Origin of the sequence: Gordonia sp. N1V (genome assembly GCF_029269935.1) — a bacterium.
GTDB classification, from domain to species: Bacteria; Actinomycetota; Actinomycetes; order Mycobacteriales; family Mycobacteriaceae; genus Gordonia; species Gordonia polyisoprenivorans.
Genome location: NZ_JARJDD010000033.1, coordinates 26,243 through 48,480, shown reverse-complemented (window position 1 = coordinate 48,480; position 22,238 = coordinate 26,243). Strand labels below are relative to the sequence as shown.

At 66.9% G+C, this 22,238-nt stretch carries 22 protein-coding genes; 3 read left to right on the top strand and 19 right to left on the bottom strand.

Annotated elements, in window-relative coordinates; genetic code table 11:
* Positions 1–275 precede the first annotated feature (275 nt).
* Positions 276–1,124, top strand: a complete 849-nt coding sequence (mftM, locus tag P3L18_RS26570; RefSeq protein ID WP_079929357.1) for a mycofactocin oligosaccharide methyltransferase MftM — start codon at positions 276–278, stop codon at positions 1,122–1,124.
* 6 nt (positions 1,125–1,130) lie between these two features.
* On the opposite strand, the gene P3L18_RS26565 is transcribed toward mftM, so the two are convergent.
* The 11 genes from P3L18_RS26565 to P3L18_RS26515 form a co-directional block, all read right to left on the bottom strand.
* On the bottom strand, positions 1,131–1,790 hold the full coding sequence (locus P3L18_RS26565; RefSeq protein ID WP_006368503.1) for a response regulator transcription factor: 660 nt from the start codon (positions 1,788–1,790) through the stop codon (positions 1,131–1,133).
* Complete coding sequence (locus tag P3L18_RS26560) at positions 1,787–3,271, bottom strand: GAF domain-containing sensor histidine kinase (RefSeq protein WP_079929356.1); 1,485 nt, start codon at positions 3,269–3,271, stop codon at positions 1,787–1,789. The genes P3L18_RS26565 and P3L18_RS26560 overlap by 4 nt, the downstream gene beginning before the upstream one ends.
* On the bottom strand, positions 3,268–4,488 hold the full coding sequence (locus P3L18_RS26555; protein ID WP_014359641.1) for an iron-containing alcohol dehydrogenase: 1,221 nt from the start codon (positions 4,486–4,488) through the stop codon (positions 3,268–3,270). Before P3L18_RS26555 ends, P3L18_RS26560 begins: the two co-directional genes overlap by 4 nt.
* Before the next feature lie 63 nt (positions 4,489–4,551).
* Positions 4,552–6,078: a VWA domain-containing protein gene (locus P3L18_RS26550; protein WP_276115804.1), complete on the bottom strand. Its 1,527-nt coding sequence runs from the start codon at positions 6,076–6,078 to the stop codon at positions 4,552–4,554.
* 11 nt (positions 6,079–6,089) lie between these two features.
* Positions 6,090–7,391 (bottom strand): MoxR family ATPase, encoded by a 1,302-nt coding sequence (locus tag P3L18_RS26545; protein ID WP_276115803.1) that lies wholly within the window; start codon positions 7,389–7,391, stop codon positions 6,090–6,092.
* A gap of 163 nt (positions 7,392–7,554) precedes the next feature.
* On the bottom strand, positions 7,555–8,847 hold the full coding sequence (gene mdo / locus P3L18_RS26540; RefSeq protein ID WP_006368508.1) for an NDMA-dependent methanol dehydrogenase: 1,293 nt from the start codon (positions 8,845–8,847) through the stop codon (positions 7,555–7,557).
* Positions 8,848–9,033: 186 nt separating this feature from the next.
* Positions 9,034–9,804, bottom strand: a complete 771-nt coding sequence (locus P3L18_RS26535) for an ABC transporter ATP-binding protein (protein ID WP_006368509.1) — start codon at positions 9,802–9,804, stop codon at positions 9,034–9,036.
* A complete protein-coding gene (gene cbiQ / locus P3L18_RS26530) occupies positions 9,801–10,577 on the bottom strand; it encodes a cobalt ECF transporter T component CbiQ (RefSeq protein ID WP_006368510.1) in 777 nt (258 codons plus the stop codon). Before cbiQ ends, P3L18_RS26535 begins: the two co-directional genes overlap by 4 nt.
* A 4-nt stretch (positions 10,578–10,581) precedes the next feature.
* Positions 10,582–11,001, bottom strand: a complete 420-nt coding sequence (locus tag P3L18_RS26525; protein WP_006368511.1) for a PDGLE domain-containing protein — start codon at positions 10,999–11,001, stop codon at positions 10,582–10,584.
* Positions 10,998–11,723 (bottom strand): energy-coupling factor ABC transporter permease, encoded by a 726-nt coding sequence (locus P3L18_RS26520; RefSeq protein WP_276115802.1) that lies wholly within the window; start codon positions 11,721–11,723, stop codon positions 10,998–11,000. The genes P3L18_RS26525 and P3L18_RS26520 overlap by 4 nt, the downstream gene beginning before the upstream one ends.
* A 193-nt stretch (positions 11,724–11,916) precedes the next feature.
* Positions 11,917–12,684 (bottom strand): MerR family transcriptional regulator, encoded by a 768-nt coding sequence (locus P3L18_RS26515; RefSeq protein WP_079929353.1) that lies wholly within the window; start codon positions 12,682–12,684, stop codon positions 11,917–11,919.
* Between the two features lie 38 nt (positions 12,685–12,722).
* On the opposite strand from P3L18_RS26515, the gene P3L18_RS26510 reads away from it, so the two are divergent.
* Positions 12,723–13,226, top strand: coding sequence for a DUF6194 family protein (locus P3L18_RS26510; protein WP_276115801.1), 504 nt, complete (start codon positions 12,723–12,725; stop codon positions 13,224–13,226).
* Positions 13,227–13,344: 118 nt separating this feature from the next.
* Here P3L18_RS26510 and P3L18_RS26505 read toward each other — a convergent pair whose 3' ends face one another.
* Positions 13,345–13,644: a metalloregulator ArsR/SmtB family transcription factor gene (locus P3L18_RS26505; protein ID WP_276115800.1), complete on the bottom strand. Its 300-nt coding sequence runs from the start codon at positions 13,642–13,644 to the stop codon at positions 13,345–13,347.
* Positions 13,641–14,897, bottom strand: coding sequence for a UDP-N-acetylglucosamine 1-carboxyvinyltransferase (gene murA / locus P3L18_RS26500; RefSeq protein ID WP_276115799.1), 1,257 nt, complete (start codon positions 14,895–14,897; stop codon positions 13,641–13,643). The genes P3L18_RS26505 and murA overlap by 4 nt, the downstream gene beginning before the upstream one ends.
* Before the next feature lie 58 nt (positions 14,898–14,955).
* On the opposite strand from murA, the gene P3L18_RS26495 reads away from it, so the two are divergent.
* Positions 14,956–15,570: a cob(I)yrinic acid a,c-diamide adenosyltransferase gene (locus P3L18_RS26495; RefSeq protein WP_079929352.1), complete on the top strand. Its 615-nt coding sequence runs from the start codon at positions 14,956–14,958 to the stop codon at positions 15,568–15,570.
* Positions 15,571–15,597: 27 nt separating this feature from the next.
* On the opposite strand, the gene P3L18_RS26490 is transcribed toward P3L18_RS26495, so the two are convergent.
* From P3L18_RS26490 to P3L18_RS26465, 6 genes are all read right to left on the bottom strand, one after another.
* Positions 15,598–16,041 (bottom strand): DUF2550 domain-containing protein, encoded by a 444-nt coding sequence (locus P3L18_RS26490; RefSeq protein ID WP_014359633.1) that lies wholly within the window; start codon positions 16,039–16,041, stop codon positions 15,598–15,600.
* A gap of 168 nt (positions 16,042–16,209) precedes the next feature.
* The gene (locus P3L18_RS26485; RefSeq protein WP_006368519.1) at positions 16,210–16,590 is read right to left on the bottom strand and encodes a F0F1 ATP synthase subunit epsilon; all 381 of its coding nucleotides are present in this window, start codon (positions 16,588–16,590) and stop codon (positions 16,210–16,212) included.
* 9 nt (positions 16,591–16,599) lie between these two features.
* Entirely contained in the window at positions 16,600–18,048 is a 1,449-nt protein-coding gene (gene atpD, locus P3L18_RS26480; RefSeq protein WP_006368520.1) for a F0F1 ATP synthase subunit beta, read from the bottom strand.
* 51 nt (positions 18,049–18,099) lie between these two features.
* Entirely contained in the window at positions 18,100–19,047 is a 948-nt protein-coding gene (locus P3L18_RS26475; protein ID WP_006368521.1) for a F0F1 ATP synthase subunit gamma, read from the bottom strand.
* A gap of 113 nt (positions 19,048–19,160) precedes the next feature.
* Positions 19,161–20,789 carry a F0F1 ATP synthase subunit alpha gene (gene atpA / locus P3L18_RS26470; RefSeq protein ID WP_006368522.1) on the bottom strand — a complete coding sequence of 543 codons (1,629 nt, stop codon included), beginning with the start codon at positions 20,787–20,789 and terminating at the stop codon, positions 19,161–19,163.
* Between the two features lie 97 nt (positions 20,790–20,886).
* Complete coding sequence (locus P3L18_RS26465) at positions 20,887–22,236, bottom strand: F0F1 ATP synthase subunit B/delta (RefSeq protein WP_006368523.1); 1,350 nt, start codon at positions 22,234–22,236, stop codon at positions 20,887–20,889.
* Between the last annotated feature and the right edge of the window lie 2 nt (positions 22,237–22,238).

Genomic DNA, 22,238 nt, shown 5'->3' with positions numbered 1-22,238 from the left:
CTCGGAGCCCTCCGGGGCGGCGCCGCGGCGCGCTGACTTCGAATAAGTTACGCACAGAGCCCCCGCGAATCAAATCGCCAGGTGGGTTCCGACTGGTCGCACATCAGCCCTGGTCAGCGGGCCAGCCCCAGCCGTCGGAGGTCGTGCATCCGGCCGTTCCGGCCGCTCGCGATAATTGTGATCTGGGCCATGCGGGCGCGGCCATCGCCTCTCCGTTCGGTCAGCAGATGCACCCGTTCGGGCAGTTTCGCGGCAAAAGTCCAGGTCATAGCGTTGTGGTCATGAGCGTCACGACGATGAGTGCCGGACTACCGACCACTCGCCGCATCACGGTGCGGCACGTTGATGCGCTGCCTGCCGATCTTCCCCATGCCGGACGGGTTGCCTGGTCCATCGACCGGGATGGAGGTCGGGTCGAACTCGTCCACACCTTCACCGTCGCCGAGATCTCGGATGACGCAATGGTCCTCGCGCTCGAAGGCGTGATCGATGCCGGCGCGTTGTGTGGCCAGTGGGAGTTCGAGGAAGCCGCGGTCGGTCTGATCCGGTCGTGCAGCGAGCGCGCCGACGACGCGTGGGCCGGGTTTTACGACAACTCGCTGCGCGCGCTGCGCGACGGGACGGCGTCGTTCGCCCCGGTACACCGACGGGCGCGCTCCCTGATCAGCGGTTCGAGTGTGCTCGAAGTGGGTTGTTGCTTCGGCTTCTTCGCGCTCCGATGCGCCGAGGACGGTCTCGACGTCGCTGCGTGTGACATCTCCTTCGGTGCGGTCGACCTGCTGACTCAGGCCGCACGTCGCCGTGACACCCCCGTGCTGGCGACTGTCGGAGACGCCACCGACCTCGACCACGCCGACTCCTCGGTCGACACCGTCACGTTGATCCACCTGCTCGAGCATCTCCCCGCGGACCAGGCGCGTGCCGCCATCATCGAGGCATTGCGGGTCGCGCGTCGGCGGGTGGTGATCGCGATCCCTTATGAGGATCGTCCGAGCGAACACTTCGGCCATCTCGTTCGGTTGGGGCCCGAGAACCTGCACGCCTGGGCGGACGCAGCCGATCACGCCGGGGCCGAATTCCTCACCGATCACGGCGGCTGGTTGGTGCTCACCCCGCGTCGCTGAGCCTCATCAGATCAGCCCGCGCTTGCTCGCGATGTAGACCGCGTCGGTCCGTTTGGTCACGCCGAGCTTGCGAATGATGTTGCGGATGTGGAACTTCACGGTCGACTCGGAGATGAACAAGGTCGTACCGATGCGCTTGTTGCTCATCCCGTCGGCGAGTAGCCGCAACACCTCGCGTTCACGTTCGGTCAGGGTCTCCGATCCACCGCCGTCGCCGGACACCGTGCGCAACACGATCGCAGCGCTACGCGGGTCGAATGCGCTGCCGCCCCCGGATACCGACTGGATGGCACGCACCAACTCGGTGGTGTCGACGTCCTTGACGACGTAGCCACGTGCCCCCGCCTTCACCGCCCGCACCACGAGGTCGTCGTCGAGGAATGTCGTCAACACCAGACTGGCCACCTCGGGATGCCGGGCCGCGATCTCGGTGATCAGTCGTAACCCCTCGTACTCGGTGCCCGCCGTCAGTTTCAGGTCTACGACGACCACATCCGGCCGTGACCGCTCGACCTCGGCCAGTGCATGGTCGAACGAATCCGCCTCGCCCACAACCGAGATCGTCTCCTCCCGTTCGAGGAGCGAGCGAATGCCTGCACGCAGGAGTGCATGGTCGTCGACCAGCATGGTGCGCACCGCCGTCGTCGCGATATCGGGGTTGTTCATCTGCTGACCTCCTGATGCAGTGACGATCGTGTTCCGGCGGTACGCCGGACCGATTCGGTGGTGGGGCGCGGCAACGACGTGGATTCGGTGACGGTGCCGGCCGGGATCTCCACCCCGACCCGCACGCCGCCGATCCGGGATCGGCGGATCCGGAACTCACCACCGAGTTCGCGCGCTCGAGCCGACATGTTCGCCAGGCCCCGATGTCGCCCGGCCAGATCGCCCAGCGTCGCCGCACGCAGCACGCGACGCATGTGTCCCGGGTCGCCGACGCCGTTGTCGTCGACGGTCAGACTCACGTCGTGATCGCCGTAGGTGAGCACCACCCGCGCCAGTGTCGCCTCGGCGTGCACCGCGGTGTTGAACAGCGCCTCACCGGCGATGCGCAGAATGGCGTGTTGCACGTCATCGGGCAGGTCACGGGGCCGGCCCAGCACCCGGACCTCGGTCTCCAGATCGGCCGGCATGTGCATCGAGCACAGTTCGTCGAGGACCTCGCCCAGGCTCAGCCCCTCCACGGACGGGGACTGGTTCAGGGCGTAGATCACCGAGCGCAGTTGTTCGACCGCGTTGCGGGTCAGCATTCCTGCGACCTCGAGTCGCTCGGCGGTCTCCGGGTCGCACTCCATCCGGCATACCTCGATCTGCACACCCGCCGACAGCACCGACTGCGTCACCGAGTCGTGCAACTCCCGGGCGATGCGTTCACGCTCCTCGGTGACCAGCCGTTGTCGCATCACCGCCGACAACTCACGTTGTGTGCGTTGCAATTCCACGTTCTGCACCGCCAGATCGGTGGCCTGCTCGCGGGCCTTGGCGTAGGCATCCTCGGCGCGGGTGAGTTGATGGCGACTCTCCTCGAGCAGCGCCGCATTGAGCAGGGCCACCACCGCTTGTCGGGCGAGGATGCGCATCACCACCAGGTCGGCGGAGTCGACGACGTGGCGCGGTGGCGTCCACGCCGACAGCCCGCCGACCACCCGACCGTCGAGGTGCACCGGCACATGCAGATGGTGATCGGCGACGACCGGTCGGACGAGCTCGCCAAGCTGGTTGCGCAGGATATCGTTGAGGCGGTTGAGCACCTCGTCGGGCAGGTGGCTCGGCGTGCGCGCGACCTGCACGCCCTCGAAGGCGTAGATGGTGCCGTCGCCGTCCATCATCAGGTGGCGCGGACCCGTGCGATCGAGTTCGCCGTCGCACAGGGCGAACACCACCCAATCGGCCTCGAGGTGTTCGGCCACCGCACGCACCACCGAGAGCACGAGTGTCTCCGGCCCCTCCGCGGTCTGCACGAGGGCTCGCGAGATGCGGTCCAGTGCGCCGACCACACGACCGAGGCGCTCCTCGACCCCACGGAACTGCGCGTAATGCGAGCCCTTCACCGAGTGCAACCCGATCAGCGAATCGAAGTCCGTTCCGCCGACCTCGTCCCCGCCGGGCGTCAGGTCGCGGTCGCCGAACCTCGAGGAGACGCTCATAGTGCCTCGCGATAGAGACGGGCGACATCGGCGGGGGTCGGCTGGCGCGGGTTCGTCCGCATGCAGGCATCGACCAACGCGTTGGCGGTCAGCGCGTTGATGTGTGCGGCGGAGACTCCGAGCTGCGACAGGCGAGCCGGCATCCCGATCCGTCGTGAGAGCTCGCACACCGCATCGGCGAATCGCTCGGCGGTCACGAACGCCGACGACGACGTCGGCACACCGACGGCCCGGGCCAGATCGACGAAGGGGGTCGGGTCGGTCTCGGCGTTGAACCGGATGACGTGCGGGAGCAGAACCGAATTGATCGCTCCGTGCGCGGCGTCGCACAGTCCGCCGACCGGATGGCTCATCGCGTGGGTGGCGCCGAGAATGGCATTGGTGAACGCCATCCCGGCCTCGAGCGCGGCATAGGCCATGTCGAGTCCGGCGTCGGGGTCACCGGGAGCGTCAACGAATCGCTCGATCGACCGCCATGCGGTCCCGATGGCCGACAGGGCCGAACGATCGGTGAGCCTGGTGTGCGCCAGCGATGCATAAGCCTCGATGCAGTGCGTGATCGCGTCCATCCCCGACTGCGCGGCCACCTCGGGTGGCAGCGTGGCCAGTGCGTGGGGATCGATCACCGATACATTCGGCACCAATCCGCGTCCGATGATCGTCACCTTCGTCATGCGATCCACGTCGTTGACGATGCAGAACTGCGACACGTCCGACCCACTGCCCGCAGTGGTCGGCGCAGCGACCAACGGCGGTAGCGGGATGCGGGCGCGGTCGATGCCCTCGTAGGACAGGATGTGGCCCCCGTTGGCCGCGAGGATGGCCACCCCCTTGGCGGCGTCGATCACCGATCCCCCGCCGAGCGCCACGATCCCGTCCGAGCGTGTCTGCTCGTAGTGTTCGAAGCCCAGGGCGATTTCCGGCGCCCGGGGATTCGGTGAGACATCGGTGAAGGAGGCCACCTTGAGGTCTGCCGCCCGCAACCGTTGCGCGAGGCGCGGATACCACGGGGTGGCCACCAGATTGCGGTCCGAGACGATCATCAGCCGACGCATCCCCAGACCTGCTGCGGCCGTGGGGATCTCATCCAGAGCCCCGGGACCGACGATCACCTCGGGGGTATGGAACTTGACGACCGGGATCCGCGTCGCCCGCGCTCGAGGTTGCGGCCGTTCCGAATCCACCTCGGGTCGGGCCTCACCGATATCGGCGTGCATCCCGTTCACCCACCTCGTCGCACCCACCAGTCGTTGCCGAAATCCTACGCGGCCGCCTGCGGTTCACGCGCCGTATGCGCTGACCGAGACCTGCTCGAGCGCCGCGAGGTCGTGGACGACGTGCACACGGTCGCACAGCGTGGCGTAGGCGGGCAGGTCGCACGACCCGAGACCCCACGAGTAGCTGGGTTCGGGGGTGATCCAGATGGTCTCCCGGGCCTGGCGGCTGATCTCCTCCAACGCGTCGAGGTTCGGGTCGCGGCCGTTGTTGCGACCGTCGCCGAGCACGATCACGGTGGTGCGCCGGGTGATCGCGCCGCCGAACTCGTCGAGGAAACACTGCAGAGCGTTCCCGTAATCGGAGTCGGCGTCGGTGTCGAGGACACCGCCGGCCGGCAGGCCCGAAACGACCAGGGACAGCGCCTCCTCGGCCGGGTGTTCGGCGAAGAGATCGGTGATCTCGACGAGGTCGGACACGAAGGCGAACGACCGGACGTGGGCCACCATGCTCTGCAGTCCGTGCACGAGTTGCAGGGTGAAACGGGCTGCGCTGCGCACCGACAACGACACATCGGCGAGGATCAGCAGCGACGGGCGGTCCTCGACCTTGGCAACGGTGATGGGCCGGAACGGCACCCCGTCGAATCGCAGGTTCGCGCGCATCGTGCGGGCCGCGTCGACAGTGCCGCGGGCGGCCAGTTTGCGTCGGGCACGCGGCGCGCCGTGCAGCGATCGGATGAGCCTGCGGATCGACTCCTCCAGGCTGGCCCGCTCGTGCTCGTGAATGGCATCGCGCACCGATGCCTTCACCTCACGATCCTCGATCTCGTGGTCGGTCGCCATGAGCGCCTCGAGGTGATCACGCAGCTTCTCGGGCAAACCGTCGAGCAATCCCGCCAGTGCGCTGCGCAACCGGGCGATCTCCTCGCGGTCGGGCTGCGGACCGGACAGTCCCCCGGCGTCGTCGAGCCAGTCGAGCAGCGCCATCTCCTGCGCCACCGACAACTCGGCGTCGAGCTGGGTCGGATTGCCGGTGACGAGCTCACCCGGCCGACCCGGGTTGTGCAGGCGGGACACCGTCAGTTGCACACGGGCGGCCTGCTCGGAGTTCGGCACCGAATCCGCCGACAGCACGATCTCGTCGGTCAGCGACGCCATGTCGAGTTTGTTGGCCTCCTGATGCAGGTTGTACTGCTCGGCGAGGTCCTCGGGGTCGAAGTAGTCGCGGATGTTCGACGGCGGGCCGTGACTGTGACCTTGCTGCGGGGTGTTGCTCACCTCGTCGGACAGGGTGTACTCGGCGAGCTCACCGGTGTCGGAAAGATCGTCGTGACTGTGCGAATGTCCGTGTCCGTCATCGGTGTCGAGCACCGGACGCAACGAGAAGTACTTGTCGAAGACCTCGTCGAAGGTCTGCTCGTCGCGTCGGTCCTTGATCAGACACGCCTGCAGCGCCGAGCGCATGAGTTCACGGTCGGCGAGGATCTCGGCGGTACCCACGGCCGCCATCGCGTCCATCGCCTCCGAGACGCCGATGCGCACGCCGTGCAAACGCAGTAGCCGGACGAACCGGTGGACCGCTCCTTCCATGACGCCGCTCCCTAGAACGGACGCTTGCGGCGGGTACCCGAACCCGAGCGGGGACGGCCGGTGTCGCCGAATGAGCGACTGCCCTGCGTGGCACTCACCGCCCGGGTACCGGCATCGCTCTTGGCCCCGGGCGAGCCGTAGTAGTCGTCGCCGTGGCGCCCGGGCTTGTCCTTCTCGGCACGTTTGGCGCGACCACCGTGCGGGTCGTCATGCGTGTGTTCGTCGTCGTGGGCGTCGTCGTGGGTGTGGGAATGCCCGTCGTGCGAATGGGAATGGCCGTGATCGTGGGAATGTCCGTGGGTGTGCAGGTGATCGGGCACCTGCGCGTTCGGGTCCACCAGCCGGGGCAGGGCGTCGAGTGCGCGGGTGAGGTCGCGGTCGTACTTGACGACCACGTTGGCGGTCTGACCGAGGATGTCGGCGGAGAGTTCGTCGGCGCCGAGCACCGCGAGGGTGCGCGCCCAGTCGATCGCCTCGGAGATACTCGGCGCCTTGCGCAGGTCGAGTTCGCGCAGACCGCGCACGATCTCCACGAGTTTGGCCGCGAGCGTCTCGGCCAGGCCCGTGTTCTTGGACTTGATGATCTCCAATTCCCGTGTGGCATCCGGGTAATCGAGCGACAGATGCAGGCACCGGCGTTTGAGTGCCGCCGACAGATCGCGAGTGTTGTTGGAGGTCAACACGATCATCGGCTGGTGCTTGGCGACGAAGGTACCGATCTCGGGCACCGACACCTGGTATTCGGCGAGGAGTTCGAGCAGCACCGCCTCGAGCGCCTCGTCGGCACGATCGACCTCATCGATCAGCAGGACGACCGGGCGTTCGCTGCGCACCGCCTCGAGCAGCGGTCGGGGGGCGAGGAAGCGCTCGGAGAAGAACACGCTCTCCTCGGCACCGATGCGGTCGACCGCCTCCGACAGTGAGTCGGCGTCGGCGACGACCGCAGAGATCTTCTCCCGCAACACCTGGGTGTAGAGCAACTGCTTGCCGTAATCCCACTCGTAGAGCGCGGTGGTCTCGTCCTGACCCTCATAACACTGCAGCCGCAACAGATCTCGGCCCGTCACCTCTGCCAGGGTCTTGGCGAGTTGCGTCTTGCCAACGCCTGCCGGACCCTCGAGCAGGACCGGTTTGCCGAGCCGGCTCTGCAGGAAGACGGTGGTCGCCAGACGTTGATCGGCCAGGTAACCCGCCTCGGCGAACCGGGCGACCACGTCGTCGACATCACGGAATCCGCCCGGATCGGGTTGGCTCGCAGCATCTTCGACGTGCGGGGCGACGGTGTCGTCGGTGGTGACGGTGGAGGTGGGCATCGATCTCTCCTGAGGTCTGGTGGATGTGGGCCGGCGGCCGGTGGCCACGCCGGTGGTCACCCGAATTGGGGGCGTTCGGGTGACCACCGGCGTGTGGTGATGTGGGGACACGCTATTCGGGGCAGACACTTCCCCACATCGGTCTTCATCGGCGACGCACCTCTTAAGGGAGCAATTCGTCCAGATCGCCGTTGACGCAGTGCTCGACGACCGGGCGAACGGTCTCGAAGGTGCACTCCTTGGGGTTACCCGGGGTGCACGCGTCACCGAGCACGTGGTTGGTCAGCGCGTCGATGGTGGCCGCGTCGGTGGTGATCTCCTTGCGGTTCTCGTAGTACTTCGTCGGCCCCTCACCGAGACGGTTCTTCGGGTAGGTGTTCTGCTTGACGTCGGCGAACTTCTCGACGATGCCCACGTCGCGCAGCAACCGGATCGCCGCTTCGAGCGCGGCATCGGCGGCCTGGACCTTGGTCATACCGTGGGTGTCGACGCCCATCGCGTCGGCCATGTCGGCGAAGCGCTCGTACATGACCGGCATGTTGAAGGCCCACACGCGCGGCAACGCAATCGCGTTGTTGAGTCCGTGGTGGGTGTCGAAGAACGCCGAAACCGCATGGCTGATCGAGTGGATGATGCCGAGACCACCGGAATTGAACGCCTGCGCGGCGATGTACTGCGCGTACATCATGCCCTCGCGGCCGGCGAGTTCGGTCGGGTTCCAGGTGGCCTCACGCAGATGACGAGCCGTCATCCGCACCGCGTGCAGGGCGTTGCCCATCGACGGCGGGAAGTTCAGGCGCGACACATACGGTTCCGAGGCGTGGGCGAGCACGTCGAAACCACACTGGGCGGTGAAGGCGACCGGGCAGTCGTAGTAGAGCACCGGGTCGTCGATCGCCAGGGTGGTCACCGCCGCGTCGTCGAAGGCGACGTACTTGTGCGGCTTGTCGGGATCGGTTGTGGTGTCGGTGATCACGTAGGCCCACGAGGTCTCCGACCCGGTACCCGCGGTCGTCGACACCGCGATGTGCGGCGGGTTCTTGGGGTTCTCGCTCTTGTTGAAGCCCTCGAACTCGTTGACGTTGCGGCCGTCGTGCGCGACCGAGATGCGCGCACCCTTGCAGGCGTCGTGCGCCGAACCGCCGCCGATGGAGATGAACGAGTCGCACTTCTCCGAGTTGTACAACGACACGGCATCCATGACGTTGTAGTCCTTGGGGTTGGACTCGACCTGGTCGTACACGACGACCTCGAGGCCGTGGTACTTGCACGACTCGACGATCTTGTGGACGGTATCGCTACCCCGCAGACCGGTGGTCATCACGAGGGTCTTCTTGAACCCGAGTTTGAGAGCCTCGGGGCCGATCATCTCGTGCGCGCCCGGGCCCATCATCGCGCGCGGGAACGGGTGAAACTCCTTGATGGGAAACGGTTTGAGTAGTTCGTCTACCTGCATCTGACCTGTCCTCCTTCATCCGACGCACACCGCGTGACGTCGACTTGAGCACCGGCGACGTTACGCGCGTCACACCATGTGTCAGAAGTGTTGTGAGGCCAAACCGTCCCTATTGCACCGAGTGCCAACCGAAGGGCAGTGCGCCCCCTGCCCGAGTGGTCAGGGTGATGCCATCCGGAGGGTCAGTCACCGGGCCGACACCTGAGCGGAACGCGCCCGGCGCACTGCATCGATGTCGAAACCCCAGGGCATCTCGAGACGATGCGCGGCAAGCAATTCCGAATCCGACAGGATGTCGTCGACGTCGCCGTCGGCGACCACTCGTCCGGCGTCGAGGACGACCGCGCGGTCACACAACTGCGCCGCATACAGCAGGTCGTGGGTGACCACGAGCATCGTCGTCCGCAGCGTGAGCAGGGTGTCGGCAAGTTCGCGCCGCGCCTGCGGGTCGAGGTTCGCCGACGGCTCGTCGAGAACCAGAATGTCTGGGCGGCAAGCCAATACGCTCGCGAGTGCACCACGGCGGCGCTGCCCTCCGGACAGGTGGTGCGGACTTCGCCTCGCATGCTCGGTCATCGAGACCGCCGCCAGCGCCTCCTGCACACGGTCGGCGAGTTCGTCACCGCGCACCCCGAAATTGGCGGGCCCGAATGCCACGTCCTCGGCAAGGGTGGGCATGAACAACTGGTCGTCGGGGTCCTGGAAGACCAGGCCCACGCGGCGTCGGACCTCGCGCAGGGTGTCCTTGCCCACGCGGGAGCCGTGGACGGTCACCGACCCGGCACTCGGCAGCAGGACTCCGTTGAGCTGCAGCATCAGTGTCGTCTTGCCCGCGCCGTTGGGGCCGAGCAACGCGATCCGCTCGCCCGGTTCGACGACGAGATCGAGGTGGTCGATGGCGAGGTGTCCGTCGGGGTAGGCGTAGCGCAGTCCGGCGATCTCGATGGCGGGAGTCATCGCAACACCCAGGCGGCCGCGGCGATCGCGGTCGCGGCCAGCGCGGGTGTCACGATCACCAACCACTGGCCGGCGCTCGCACGGGCGGAGGTCACCACCCCGGGCATCTCTGGGATCGTGCCGGTGAAACCCCGCGACATCATCGCCAGATGGACCCGCTCGCCGCGCTCGTACGAACGGAGGAACAGTGCGCCAACACCTTTGGCGATCGCACCGATCTGGTGGATCGCTCGCGGTGAGTCCCCGCGGGCGACGCGGGCGATCTGCATGCGTCGGATCTCGGCGGTCAACAGATCGACGTAGCGCAGCATCATGACGAAGATCGGGGTGATCGACGCGGGCACGCCGAGTCGGGTGAGCGCCACCGGCAGCTCACGTGCCGGCGTGGTGGCAGCGAAGGTCAGCGACGCCGCAACTCCGAGCGTGCCCTTGATGACGATCCCCCACCCGGCGTACAGCCCGGGCACCGACAACGAGAGTCCGGCGACGGCGACCCGCTCGCCACCTTCGGCGAAGGGCAGCAGCACCGCAAGAATCACGAACGGGACCTCGATCAGCATGCGTGGAGCAATCCATGCCGGTGAGATCCGGGCGACGACCCACACCGCGGCCAGGACGATCGCGAAACCCGCGTAGGGCCAGAACATCTCACGCGGGGTGGCGACCACCGCGAAGACGAAGAAGACCAGGCAGACGATCTTCACCTCGGCGGGCGCGCGGTGAACCGCGGAGTCGCCGGCGCGGTAGACCGGGTGCGGGTGTCCGGCTCCCATCGACTCAGTCTCCCGATCCGGTCCCCGACCGGGCGACACCGGTACGGGCACGTCGAGCCCCGCCGATGATCCAGAACAGGCCCGCGGCGATCACGAGGGTGATCACCACGCCGATCACCCCGGCGATCCCGTTGGTGTAGCCGATTCCGCGAAAGCTGTAGTCGGCCAGCGGCGATGAGGCCATGGCGTGGTCGGTGGCATGCTGCGCGATGCAGTCTCCGGTGAGTTGCTCGGCACCGTCGACCTCGGTCGTCTCGCACCCCCGCAGGGTGGTCGAGTCCAGACCGTCCGGTGACGAGCTGGCCAGATAGGACACCAGACCTGCGATGAGCAAGGCCACCACACCGAACGCGATGAGGAAGGTCCTGCGATGGACCCGGGGCGAGCGGTCGCGGCGATCGCCGGAGGTTCCGGTGGCGGTCATGCCGGCGCTCCGATCAGCGTGGCGGGAGAGTCGGTGCGACGCAACAGGTAGACGAGATCGGGGCGGGCCCGGGCGACCGCCACCACGGTCGCCGCGGTGATCAGCCCTTCGCCGACCCCGATCAACAGGTGCGTGCCCCACATGTAGCTCGCGACCGCGGTCATCGACGTCGCCGCCGCTCCACCGATGGCGTATTCGACGACGAATCCGGTTGCTGCGCACACGGTCCCGCAGAGCGCCGAGACGAAGGCCACCACCCCCAGACCGGCGAACGGGTGATCCGACCGGCCCCGGCGACCAACACGCAGCAGTCGCGACGCGACCACCGCGACGCCGTAGCCGACGAACGTCGAGAGGAGAGCCATGTTGGTGAGGTTGGCCCCGAGGGCGGTGATGCCGCCGTCGGCGAACAGCAGGCACTGCACGATCAACACGATCGCGATGCACAACGCGCCGGTGTAGGGCCCCACCAGGATTGCGGCGAGTGCACCTCCGAGCAGATGCCCGCTCACACCGGGGAGGACGGGGAAATTGATCATCTGGACGGCGAAGATGAAAGCGGCCACGAGGCCGGCCATCGGCACGGTCTTCTCGTCGAGGTCGCGGCGCGCACGCCAGGCACAGAAGGCCAGTCCGACCACGGCGATGGCGCCGAACAGCAGCGAGGTCGGTGCGTTGATGATGCCGTCGCTCATATGCATGGCGACTGGGGTGGTGGACATGAGCAGTGCCCTTCGAGATCCCTGGAGGTACACGCCCGGACGGCGCGATACGGGAAACACTAAAACCGGACATCACATCTGTCCACTTATTCAGATGTTGAGGTGCTCAGACTGTCCGACCGGTCAGGTGTGGCCCTGACCACAATTCGACGACGCCTTGTCGGGTCGGATCGGCACGCCCTGTTGGAGCGGGTCAGGACGTTGTTGGCGCTGCGGCGAACAGTCCCGCTGAGCGAGGCTGTTCGATGAGGTCTGCCAGGATCGCTCCGGAGCGGAGTAGTGCGAATGTGCGCTGGGCGATGGACTGGAGTCGGGAGTCGAGCGCGGTGAGTGGGGTGGTGTGATCCGTGAGTTCACGGACTGCGCTGATCGCCTTCTGTACTTCGGGGATGCGGTAGCCGCCCGCGCGAAGGGCAGCGACGATGCGGGCGTCGCGGATCGCGACGCCCGGGTAGCGTCGTACACTTCCGGCCGGCGTGGAGACTCTTTGAGGCGTGATCAGGCCGACACTTTCCCAGAAGCGAAGCGTGGACGCCTTCACTTCGAGGGCTCGCGCGAGCTCGGTGATGGTCATGCAGTCGTCTTCGGTGGGCGCGACGTCGGCGGTTTCCTCGGAACTGATGGACGTCAGTGCCGATCGCGCGGCCAGTGTGTGTTCGCGTTCCCTGTTGAGCCTGGTGTGGAGCTCGCTGATCATGGCTGCAGCGTAATCGCTTGGATCACTGCGGATTTGCCGCATCGTGCGGCGCGCCACGACCGGTCCGACGGCGTACGCCAGGTCGCGGTAGGCACACAAGCTGTGCACGTGCTCTGGCGAGAACTGTCGGTAGCCGCTGCGGGTTCTCGTCGCCGGCGGAATCACGCCGAGTGCTTCCAGGTCACGCACTTGCTGAACCGAGTACCCCGCTGCCGCTGCTACATCGGCAGTCGTCATCGTCGGCGATAGTCCCTCCGTGCGCATGCAACCCTCCATCAGCGCTTCAAGTACATGCTTGAAGTATGAACATGGACCAACTGTTGCAAACAATCCGATCGTTTGATGGGCTGCTCGAGTTCGCACCTACCGAGGGTGACGAGTTCCCGCCAACCGCTTGGGGCGATCACTTCTTCTACTACGCCCCCGGCGGCCAGGTGCCGAAACGTCAGCAGCCCTACGCCACCATCGTCACAAAGAACTACCCCGACGACTCCCTGTCCGACCTTGACAAGCCCGGCCGGTGGCGACTGAACATTCACGTCGGCACCACCACGGCTCGTGAACTGACCGACAAAACGGCTGTGCCTACTGGTGATCAGTGGGACTTCGCAGCGCCCGACGTTGTCTTTCCGCACCCCCTGTATCGCCACCAGGGGTGGGTATCGATCGTCAACCCGGGTGCTCGCACCAGCATGCTGGCTGTCCGCCTCCTTCGTCAGGCGCACGAGGCCGCACGTCACCGCCTCGAGCATCGGCGTTCCCGGGAACGGATCGAACGCGAGCCCGGAGCGGGCGGCACCCGATGAGACCGCAGTGCACCGCCCACCGTCGAAGGTAGACGACGGTGGGCGAGCAATGCCGTACCTCCACACCGCGCCTGCACTTAGTGCACCTGGGCGTAAAGGTCGTCATGACCTCATCCACCTAGTGGTGGTGGCCGGCCCCGATCCAGTGCAGGAGTTGATGAACGGTCTCGTCCTCGAGTCGGTAGCTGACCGAGCGGCCCTGGCGGGTGGAGGTGACCCATCCCTGATGTCGCAGCACGCGCAGGGCCTGCGAGACCGCGGTCTCGGTTCGCCCAACCTCGGTGGCGAGGTCGCCGACGATGATGCCCGGAGTCCGGTGCAGTACCAGCAGGATCTCGAGGCGGTGGGGATCGGACAACAGGTCGAAGCGACTCGCCCACGCGGCGATGTCGACCCCGCCGGTCGGGTGGGCGCTCATCCCCGGACCCGCTCGATGCCGCCACCGAGCCGGGTGAGGTTCTCCTCGAAGTTCGGGTAGCCGCGGTCGATGTGCTCGATGTCGTGCACCTCGGTGACCCCGTCGGCGACGAGGCCGGCCAGGACCAACCCGGCGCCCGCACGGATGTCCGAACACCACACCGGGGCACTCGAGAGTCGCTCGATACCGCGGACGACCGCGTGATGGCCGTCGGTGCGGGCGTCGGCTCCCAGACGCACCATCTCCTCGACGAAGCGGAAGCGCGCCTCGAACACGTTCTCGGTGATCACCGACATGCCGTCGGCGACCGCCGCGAGTCCGATCGCCATCGGCTGCAGGTCCGTCGGGAACCCGGGAAACGGCAGGGTCGACACGTTGACCGCGGTGGGCCTGCCGTCGTGGCGTACCCGGAAACCGTCGGGCAGGGTGTCCACCCGGGCGCCGGTGTCGACCAGTTTGTTGAGGACGAGCTGCAGGTGCGCGGGCGCGACGCCGCGCACCGTCACGTCGCCACGGGTCATCGCCGCGGCGATCCCCCAGGTGGCACCGACGATCCGGTCGCCGATCACCCGGTGCTCGGTGGGATGGAGTCGATCGACACCGGTCACCGTCAGCGTCGAGGTGCCGGCACCGTCGATCCGTGCACCCATCTGCGAGAGCATCACGCACAGGTCGACGATCTCCGGCTCGCGGGCGGCGTTGTCGATCGTGGTCTGCCCGTCCGCGAGCACCGCGGCCATCAGGATGTTCTCGGTCGCGCCGACCGACGGGAATTCCAGCGCGACCGGTGCACCGACCAGGGCGTCCGCCTCGGCGACCACACAGCCGTGCTCGATCGCGCTGTGCGCACCGAGCGCGCGCAGACCGGCCTGATGCATGTCGAGCGGCCGGGACCCGATCGCGTCCCCACCGGGGAGTGCGACGACCGCCCGGCGGCAGCGAGCCATCAACGGCCCCAGCACACACACCGACGCGCGGAACTGTTTCACCGCGTCGAAGTCGGCGTGGTACTTCGGCTCGGCGGGCGCATCGATCACGACGGTGTCGCCGTCGATGGAGACCGTCGCACCCAACCCCCGCAGCACGTCGGCCATCAGCGGTACGTCGGCGATCTCCGGCGAATTGGTCAATGTGGTCGTGCCGTCGGCGAGCAATGCGGCGGCCATCAACTTCAGGACGCTGTTCTTGGCGCCGCCCACCGAGACCTCACCCTGCAGACGGGCTCCCCCGGTCACCAGATAGCGATCAGTCACGCCAGACAGCTTATCCGCCCGCCACCGCCACCCTGGCGAGGCGCTAGATTCGGGACCTATGGCCGTACATCTCACCCGCATCTACACGCGCACCGGCGACGACGGGAGCACCGGGCTCAGTGACTTCTCGCGCGTATCCAAGACCGATCCGCGAGTGGTCGCCTACGCCGACTGCGATGAGGCCAATGCGGCGATCGGGGCGGCGCTGTCGCTCGGCGGACCGGTTCCCGACGACATCGCGGCGGTATTGCGGACGGTCCAGAACGACCTGTTCGATGCCGGCGCCGACCTGTCCACACCGGTGGTCGAGGACCCGAAACACCCGCCGCTGCGCATCGAGCAGGACTACATCGATGCACTCGAACACTGGTGTGATGCGTTCGGCGAGCCCCTGCCGTCACTCGATTCCTTCATCCTGCCCGGCGGCAGTCCCCTCTCGGCTCTGCTCCACCAGGCCAGAACCGTCACCCGGCGGGCCGAGCGATCGGCGTGGGCGGCCGTCGACGCCGACCCCGACGCCACCTCGGTGCTCCCGGCGCGCTACCTGAATCGGCTCTCGGATCTGCTGTTCATCCTCTCGCGCGTGGCCAACCGACCACCCCACGGCGACGGCGACATCACCTGGGTACCGGGCGGTCAACGTCACCGGCCGGATAAGACGGCGTCCGAGTGATCACCGCGTGATCTGATTCTCGAGCGCTCAGGCGCTGCGGCGTTCGGCGCGAGCCGACCGCCGGGACTCCAACCAGGACTGGAATGCGGTGACCCCACCGGCGTCGAAGGCGATCTCGTAGTCCTTGCCGGCACCCGAGCCGACGGACTGGTGCACGTGCAGGATGATCAAGCCCTCGAGGATGTCGCGTTCGCTGCCGACGGCGCGTCGGCGTCCGGAGATCTCGATCGAACGCCGGGGCAGGGTGTGTGACGGACCCGGGCGCAGAGAACTCAGCCGGAAATATCGCAGTGCTTCGTCGCTGTAGTGGACAGTCCCGTGCCGCCAGCCCTCGTCGACATCGGCCGGCAGGGTCCGCAGCAGCACCGGTGTACCACCGCGCCGCAGCTGGCCCACCCGGTAGGCGAGCAGACCGCACACGCACAGGGCGATGAGGAGCAGGACGCTCAGCGTGATCACGAGTTCGGACACCCTGGTGCACCTCCTCGTTGCCGCCCGGAGCGCATCGATGCCGTCCGGTCATGACGTGGCCGTGGTCGTGCGTGGGTCACCTCCAGGATGCCACCCCGGAACAGCACACGACCGGCCACCCGCACTGGGGTGGCCGGTCGTGTCATCACTGTTGACGTGTTCGGCGGTCTACGAGGCCAGTTGCTCGGCCGCGGACAGACGAGCCTGCGCGTGGTTGTACTCGTCGGAACCGGGCTCGGCCGACTCGAGAGCCGAGCGTTCGGCGGCGACGTCGACGTCGTCGGCCCACTCGGCCGACTCGGCGAGGATCGTCACCGACTGCCCGGTGATCGACAGGAATCCGCCCTCGATCGCGGCCGCCTTGCGCTCACCGCTCTCCTCGACGATCACCACGTATCCGCCGGGCACCAGCTGGCCCAGCAGCGGCTCGTGGTTGGCCATCACACCGAGTTCACCCACGGTGGTGCGGGCGATCACGAAGGTCGCCTCACCGGAGTAGAGTTCGGCGTCGGCCGAGACGACCTCGACGTGGAACGCTTTGTCTGCCATGTCGATCCGCTACTTTCCGGCGATCTTCTCGGCAGCAGCCTCCACGTCGTCGAGTCCACCGCAGCTGTTGAACGCCTGCTCGGGGTAATGATCGAACTCGCCCTTGCAGACCCGGTCGAAGGCCTCGATGGTGTCGGCGAGCGGGACGACCGAACCCTTCTGTCCGGTGAACTTCTCGGCGACCAGGAAGTTCTGGCCGAGGAACTTCTGGATGCGACGCGCGCGCTGCACGGTCACCTTGTCCTCTTCGGAGAGCTCGTCCATACCGAGGATGGCGATGATGTCCTGCAGTTCCTTGTACTTCTGCAGGATGCGCTTGACCTCGTTGGCGACGCGGAAGTGCTCGTCGCCGACGATCGAGGCCTCCAGGATGCGCGAGGTCGAGGTCAGCGGGTCCACGGCCGGGTAGATACCCAGCTGCGAGATCGGACGTGAGAGCTCGGTGGTCGCATCGAGGTGCGCGAAGGTGGTGGCCGGCGCCGGGTCGGTGTAGTCGTCGGCGGGCACGTAGATCGCCTGCAGCGAGGTGATCGAGCGACCCTTCGTCGAGGTGATTCGCTCCTGCAGCTCACCCATCTCGTCGGCCAGCGTGGGCTGGTAACCCACCGCGGACGGCATACGGCCGAGCAGCGTGGACACCTCGGAACCGGCCTGGGTGAACCGGAAGATGTTGTCGATGAACAGCAGCACGTCCTGGTGCTTGACGTCGCGGAAGTACTCCGCCATCGTCAGCGCCGACAGTGCCACGCGCATACGCGTGCCCGGCGGCTCGTCCATCTGACCGAACACCAACGCGGTGTCCTGCAGGACGCCCATCTCCTCCATCTCGAGGTGGAGGTCGGTGCCCTCACGGGTGCGCTCGCCGACGCCGGCGAACACCGAGGTACCGGAGAACTCACGGGCGATACGGGTGATCATCTCCTGGATGAGGACGGTCTTGCCCACGCCGGCGCCGCCGAACAGGCCGATCTTGCCGCCCTTGACGTACGGGGTCAGCAGGTCGATGACCTTGATACCGGTCTCGAGGATCTCGGTCTTGCCCTCGAGCTCGTCGAAGGCCGGCGGCTTGCGGTGGATGCTCCACTGCTCGCCGTCGCGGCCGAGGCCCGGGCTGTCGAGGCAGTCACCGAGGGCGTTGAACACGTGACCCTTGACCACGTCGCCGACGGGCACCTGGATCGAGTGGCCGGTGTCGGTGACCTGGGCACCGCGGATCAACCCGTCGGTCGGCTGCATCGAGATGGTGCGAACGAGGTTGTCGCCGAGGTGCTGCGCGACCTCGAGGGTCAGCGTCTTGGCGACCGACTCGAGCTTGATCTCGGCGTGCAGGGCGTTGAACAGATCTGGGATCGATCCCCGCGGGAATTCGACGTCGACCACGGGGCCGATGATGCGGACGATCCGGCCGTCGGCCGACCCCGACGACTGCGAGGCTGGGGTTTCTACTGCTGCGGTCATGGTGGTTGGATACTTCCTCTTGTCGAAAGATTGTGTCCGGCGGGGTTCGGGCTAGTTCGCCAGGGCGCTCGAGCCGCCGACGATCTCGCTGATCTCCTGGGTGATCTGGGCCTGGCGGAGCTGGTTGGCCTCGCGTGACAGCGAGGTCGACAGTTCCTCGGCGTTGTCGGTGGCCGCCTTCATCGCGGTCCGCCGGGCTGCCGACTCCGACGCCGACGAGTCCAGCAGCGCCGCGTAGACGCGGGTGGCCACGTAACGCGGGAGGAGCGCCTCGAGCAAGGACTCCGCGCTCGGCTCGAAGGTGTAGTTGCGCGATTCGGTGTCGGCCTTGTCGACCTCTCCGTCGCTCTGGTCTGCCTCGTCCTCCTCGGTGACGACCAGCGGTGCCATCCGTCGAACCTCAGGGACCTGCGTCAGCATCGAGACGAACCGGGTGTAGACCAGGTGCAGTTCGTCGACACCCTCCAGAGTGCCCTCACCGTCGGGATTCTCGACCTCCACACCGCTACCGGCGACGAACAGATCCACCAGGAACTTGCTGGCAGCCGAGGCGTCGGAGTACTCCGGTGCCTGCGAGAAACCGGTCCACGACTGGGCGTAATCGGCACCGCGGAACGTGAAGTACCCGACGCCCTTCTGCCCCATCACGAAGATGACCGGCTCCTTGCCCTCCTCACGCAGCAACGCGAGGAGTTCCCGGGTGGCCCGCAGGACGTTGGCGTTGTAGCCACCGCACATGCCGCGGTCACTGGTGATCACCAGCACGCCCGCCCGCTTGGGATTCTCCCGCTCCTGGAGCAATGGGTGATCCAACGTCCCGGCGCTGCTCGCGAGTTCGGAGAGCACCTTGGTCATCTCCGTCGCGTAGGGCTTGGCCGCCGCCACGCGCGCCTGCGCCTTGGTGATGCGCGAGGTCGCGATCAGTTCCTGGGCCTTGGTGATCTTCTTGGTCGACTGAACCGACCGGATGCGTGAGCGCAGCTCACGGATGCTTGCCACGAGCCCTCACCCCTTCCTTGCCATCAGTGTGCCTCGCCGGGCCATCAGTGTGCCTCGCAGGCTCCGGCGGCCATCAATGCGACGAAGGCCACGGCGGTGCTGCCCCGAGTCGATCACTTGCGGATCTTGATCTCTTCTTGAGCGACATCCTCGGAGTCCATCGGGGTCGCCTCGGCCTCGTTGACCACGCGCTTGCCGTCGTGGGTGAGGTAGCTGTTCTTGAACTTGTTGGTCTCGGCGACCAACGCCTCGGCCTCGTCGTCGGAGAGCACCTTGCCACCGGCGATCGAGTCGTAGACACCCTTGGCATTGTGATGCAGGTGCGAGAGCAACTGAGTCTCGAAGTTGCGCACGTCGTCGACGGGCACCGAGTCGTAATGTCCCTCGCCGCACAGGTAGATCGAGACGATCTCGTCCTCGACCGAGTACGGGCTGTACTGATCCTGCTTGAGCATCTCGACCCAGCGGGCACCACGCTCGAGCTGCGCCTTCGACGCGTCGTCGAGGTCGGAGGCGAACGCCGAGAAGGCCTCGAGCTCACGGAACTGGGCGAGCTCCAGACGCAGCGACCCCGACACCTTCTTCAGACCCTTGGTCTGGGCGGCACCACCGACACGCGACACCGAGGTACCGACGTTGATGGCCGGGCGGACGCCCTTGTTGAACAGGTCGGATTCGAGGAAGACCTGGCCGTCGGTGATCGAGATGACGTTGGTCGGGATGAACGCCGACACGTCGTTGGCCTTGGTCTCGATGATCGGCAGACCGGTCATCGAGCCCCCGCCGAGCTCGTCGGAGAGCTTCGCGCAACGCTCCAGCAGACGCGAGTGCAGGTAGAAGACGTCGCCCGGGTAGGCCTCGCGGCCCGGCGGACGGCGCAGCAACAGCGAGATCGCACGGTAGGCCTCGGCCTGCTTGGTCAGGTCGTCGAACACGATCAGAACGTGCTTGCCCTGGTACATCCAGTGCTGACCGATGGCCGAACCGGTGTAGGGGGCCAGCCACTTGAAGCCCGCCGAATCCGAGGCGGGGGCGGCGACGATGGTGGTGTACTCCATCGCGCCGGCCTCTTCGAGAGCCGTCTTGACGCCGGCGATGGTCGAGCCCTTCTGGCCGATCGCGACGTAGATGCAGCGAACCTGCTTGTTCTCGTCGCCCGACTCCCAGTTGGCCTTCTGGTTCAGGATGGCGTCGACGCAGACGGCGGTTTTGCCGGTCTTGCGGTCACCGATGATGAGCTGACGCTGTCCGCGGCCGATGGCGGTCATCGCGTCGATGGCCTTGATGCCGGTGGCCAGCGACTCCTCGACCGGCTGACGCTCGAGCACCGAGGCAGCCTGCAGCTCGAGCACGCGCTGCTCTTCGGCCTCGATGTCGCCGAGTCCGTCGATCGGCGCGCCGAGCGGGTCGACGACACGACCGAGGAACTTGTCGCCGACGGGAACCGAGAGCACCTCGCCGGTCCGGCTGACCTGTGCGCCCTCTTCCAGGGTCTCGTAGTCACCGAGGATGACCGCACCGATCTCGTCCTCGTCGAGGTTCAGGGCCACGCCGAGCACGCCGCCGGGGAACTGCAGCAGCTCGTTGGCCATTGCGCTCGGCAGGCCGCTGACGTGGGCGATGCCGTCCGCGGTATCGGTGATGATGCCGACCTCGTCGCGCGAGGCTTCGGCGTCGAACGACGAGACGTACTGCTCGATCGCTCCCTTAATCTCGTCTGCTGAGATCGTCAACTCCGCCATGGGTTCTCGTCTTCCTTGCTCAGTCCGTGCAGTGGTTCGTGGTGGGTGGTGCGTCGGCGCCGGTCGGCCGGGGTGGTTCCCACCGACCGGCTCGCGATCAACGCGGCAGCGTCTCGGTCGCCTTCGCCAGTCTGGTGGCGATGTCGGCCTCGATCACCTCGTCGCCGACGCCGATGCGTAGGCCGCCGATGATCGACTCGTCGACCTCGGTCTGGACCGAGATCGTGCGGTGGTAGATGTTGCCCAGCACCTGTGCCAGGCGGGTGCGCTGCTCGTCGGTCAACTCGACCGCGGACACCACGTGCGCGACGATCTCCCCGCGACGGGCGGCGGCCAGCTCGGCCAGATGCGCCACTGCGGTCTCGGACGGCTGTCCGTGCAACAGCGCAACGGTGTGCGAGAGCAGATACCAGGTGTGCGGACCAACCTGATCGCCGATGAGTGAACGCAGCAACTCCACGCGACCGTCCGCCGGACGCTGGAAATCGGCCAGCAGCGAAGCGAATTCGGGGTTGGCGTCGAGTAACCGGCCGACGCGGAACAGCTCATCCTCGGTCTGCTCGATGGTCCCGTCGCGTTCGGCGGCGGTCAGCACGATCAGCGCGTTCTGGCGACGCAGCGCGGTCACGAAGTCGAGGCTCTGCGACCACCGCTGGGCGGCGGCCGAGGCCACCGTGTCCACGACGATCGGTGCGACCTTGCCGTCGAGCAGGGTGTGCACCATCTGCTTCTTGCCCGCGTCGTTGTCCTCGTCCTCGGTCAGCTTTTTGCGCAGGACCGGGTTGTCGAGCAGGAACTTGATGACCGAGGCCATCTCCTCGGACGCCGAGGTCAGCGCCTGCGCGTCGAGATCCTTGGCCGCCGACTCGAATTCGGCGCCAACCGCACGCGCCGCATCCCGGCTGGTGGCGTGCAGCGAGTGCAGGCCGATCAGTTCCGAGCTGGCCGGGACCGACGAATCGGCCTGCCCGGCGGCCATGCCGTCGAGTTCGTTGATCGCCCGATCGATGGCCGCCGACTGGTTGTCGGCCGACGAGAGATGTCGTCGGACGATCTCGCCCGCGCCGTCGACGGCGTTGAGTCCGAGCTCGAGCCGCAGTTGGCGGACAAGGCTCGTACGGGCCAGTTCGGCCTGCGACTTGCCGTGCTCGCTGATCCGCCGGACCTCCGCGTCGGCGAGTGCCTTGAGGTCCTCTTCGATCGACTTCGCATCCTCGAGTGCACCCGCGTGGAGCTCTTTGGCCTCCGCCTCGGCCTTCTCGACCGCGCGGTCGTGGGCGACCCGCGCGTCCTCGGCGCGGCTCTTGGCCTCTTCGCTCTCGACGATCTGCTGACTGATCGCGTCCTTCTGGGCGAGCACTGCCTTGCGCAGCGGCGGCAACACCCACTTGACGAAGATCGCCACGATCACGAGGAAGCCGACGAGCTGCCCGATGAAAATGTCCACGG

What these genes read in the sequence shown, in the direction of transcription:
- P3L18_RS26565 (WP_006368503.1), bottom strand. Translation starts at nt 1,790, where the DNA reads ATGAACAACCCCGATATCGCGACGACGGCGGTGCGCACCATGCTGGTC.
- P3L18_RS26560 (WP_079929356.1), bottom strand. Translation starts at nt 3,271, where the DNA reads ATGAGCGTCTCCTCGAGGTTCGGCGACCGCGACCTGACGCCCGGCGGG.
- P3L18_RS26555 (WP_014359641.1), bottom strand. Translation starts at nt 4,488, where the DNA reads ATGCACGCCGATATCGGTGAGGCCCGACCCGAGGTGGATTCGGAACGG.
- P3L18_RS26550 (WP_276115804.1), bottom strand. Translation starts at nt 6,078, where the DNA reads ATGGAAGGAGCGGTCCACCGGTTCGTCCGGCTACTGCGTTTGCACGGC.
- P3L18_RS26545 (WP_276115803.1), bottom strand. Translation starts at nt 7,391, where the DNA reads ATGCCCACCTCCACCGTCACCACCGACGACACCGTCGCCCCGCACGTC.
- mdo (WP_006368508.1), bottom strand. Translation starts at nt 8,847, where the DNA reads ATGCAGGTAGACGAACTACTCAAACCGTTTCCCATCAAGGAGTTTCAC.
- P3L18_RS26535 (WP_006368509.1), bottom strand. Translation starts at nt 9,804, where the DNA reads ATGACTCCCGCCATCGAGATCGCCGGACTGCGCTACGCCTACCCCGAC.
- cbiQ (WP_006368510.1), bottom strand. Translation starts at nt 10,577, where the DNA reads ATGGGAGCCGGACACCCGCACCCGGTCTACCGCGCCGGCGACTCCGCG.
- P3L18_RS26525 (WP_006368511.1), bottom strand. Translation starts at nt 11,001, where the DNA reads ATGACCGCCACCGGAACCTCCGGCGATCGCCGCGACCGCTCGCCCCGG.
- P3L18_RS26520 (WP_276115802.1), bottom strand. Translation starts at nt 11,723, where the DNA reads ATGTCCACCACCCCAGTCGCCATGCATATGAGCGACGGCATCATCAAC.
- P3L18_RS26515 (WP_079929353.1), bottom strand. Translation starts at nt 12,684, where the DNA reads ATGCGCACGGAGGGACTATCGCCGACGATGACGACTGCCGATGTAGCA.
- P3L18_RS26510 (WP_276115801.1), top strand. Translation starts at nt 12,723, where the DNA reads ATGAACATGGACCAACTGTTGCAAACAATCCGATCGTTTGATGGGCTG.
- P3L18_RS26505 (WP_276115800.1), bottom strand. Translation starts at nt 13,644, where the DNA reads ATGAGCGCCCACCCGACCGGCGGGGTCGACATCGCCGCGTGGGCGAGT.
- P3L18_RS26495 (WP_079929352.1), top strand. Translation starts at nt 14,956, where the DNA reads ATGGCCGTACATCTCACCCGCATCTACACGCGCACCGGCGACGACGGG.
- P3L18_RS26485 (WP_006368519.1), bottom strand. Translation starts at nt 16,590, where the DNA reads ATGGCAGACAAAGCGTTCCACGTCGAGGTCGTCTCGGCCGACGCCGAA.
- atpD (WP_006368520.1), bottom strand. Translation starts at nt 18,048, where the DNA reads ATGACCGCAGCAGTAGAAACCCCAGCCTCGCAGTCGTCGGGGTCGGCC.
- atpA (WP_006368522.1), bottom strand. Translation starts at nt 20,789, where the DNA reads ATGGCGGAGTTGACGATCTCAGCAGACGAGATTAAGGGAGCGATCGAG.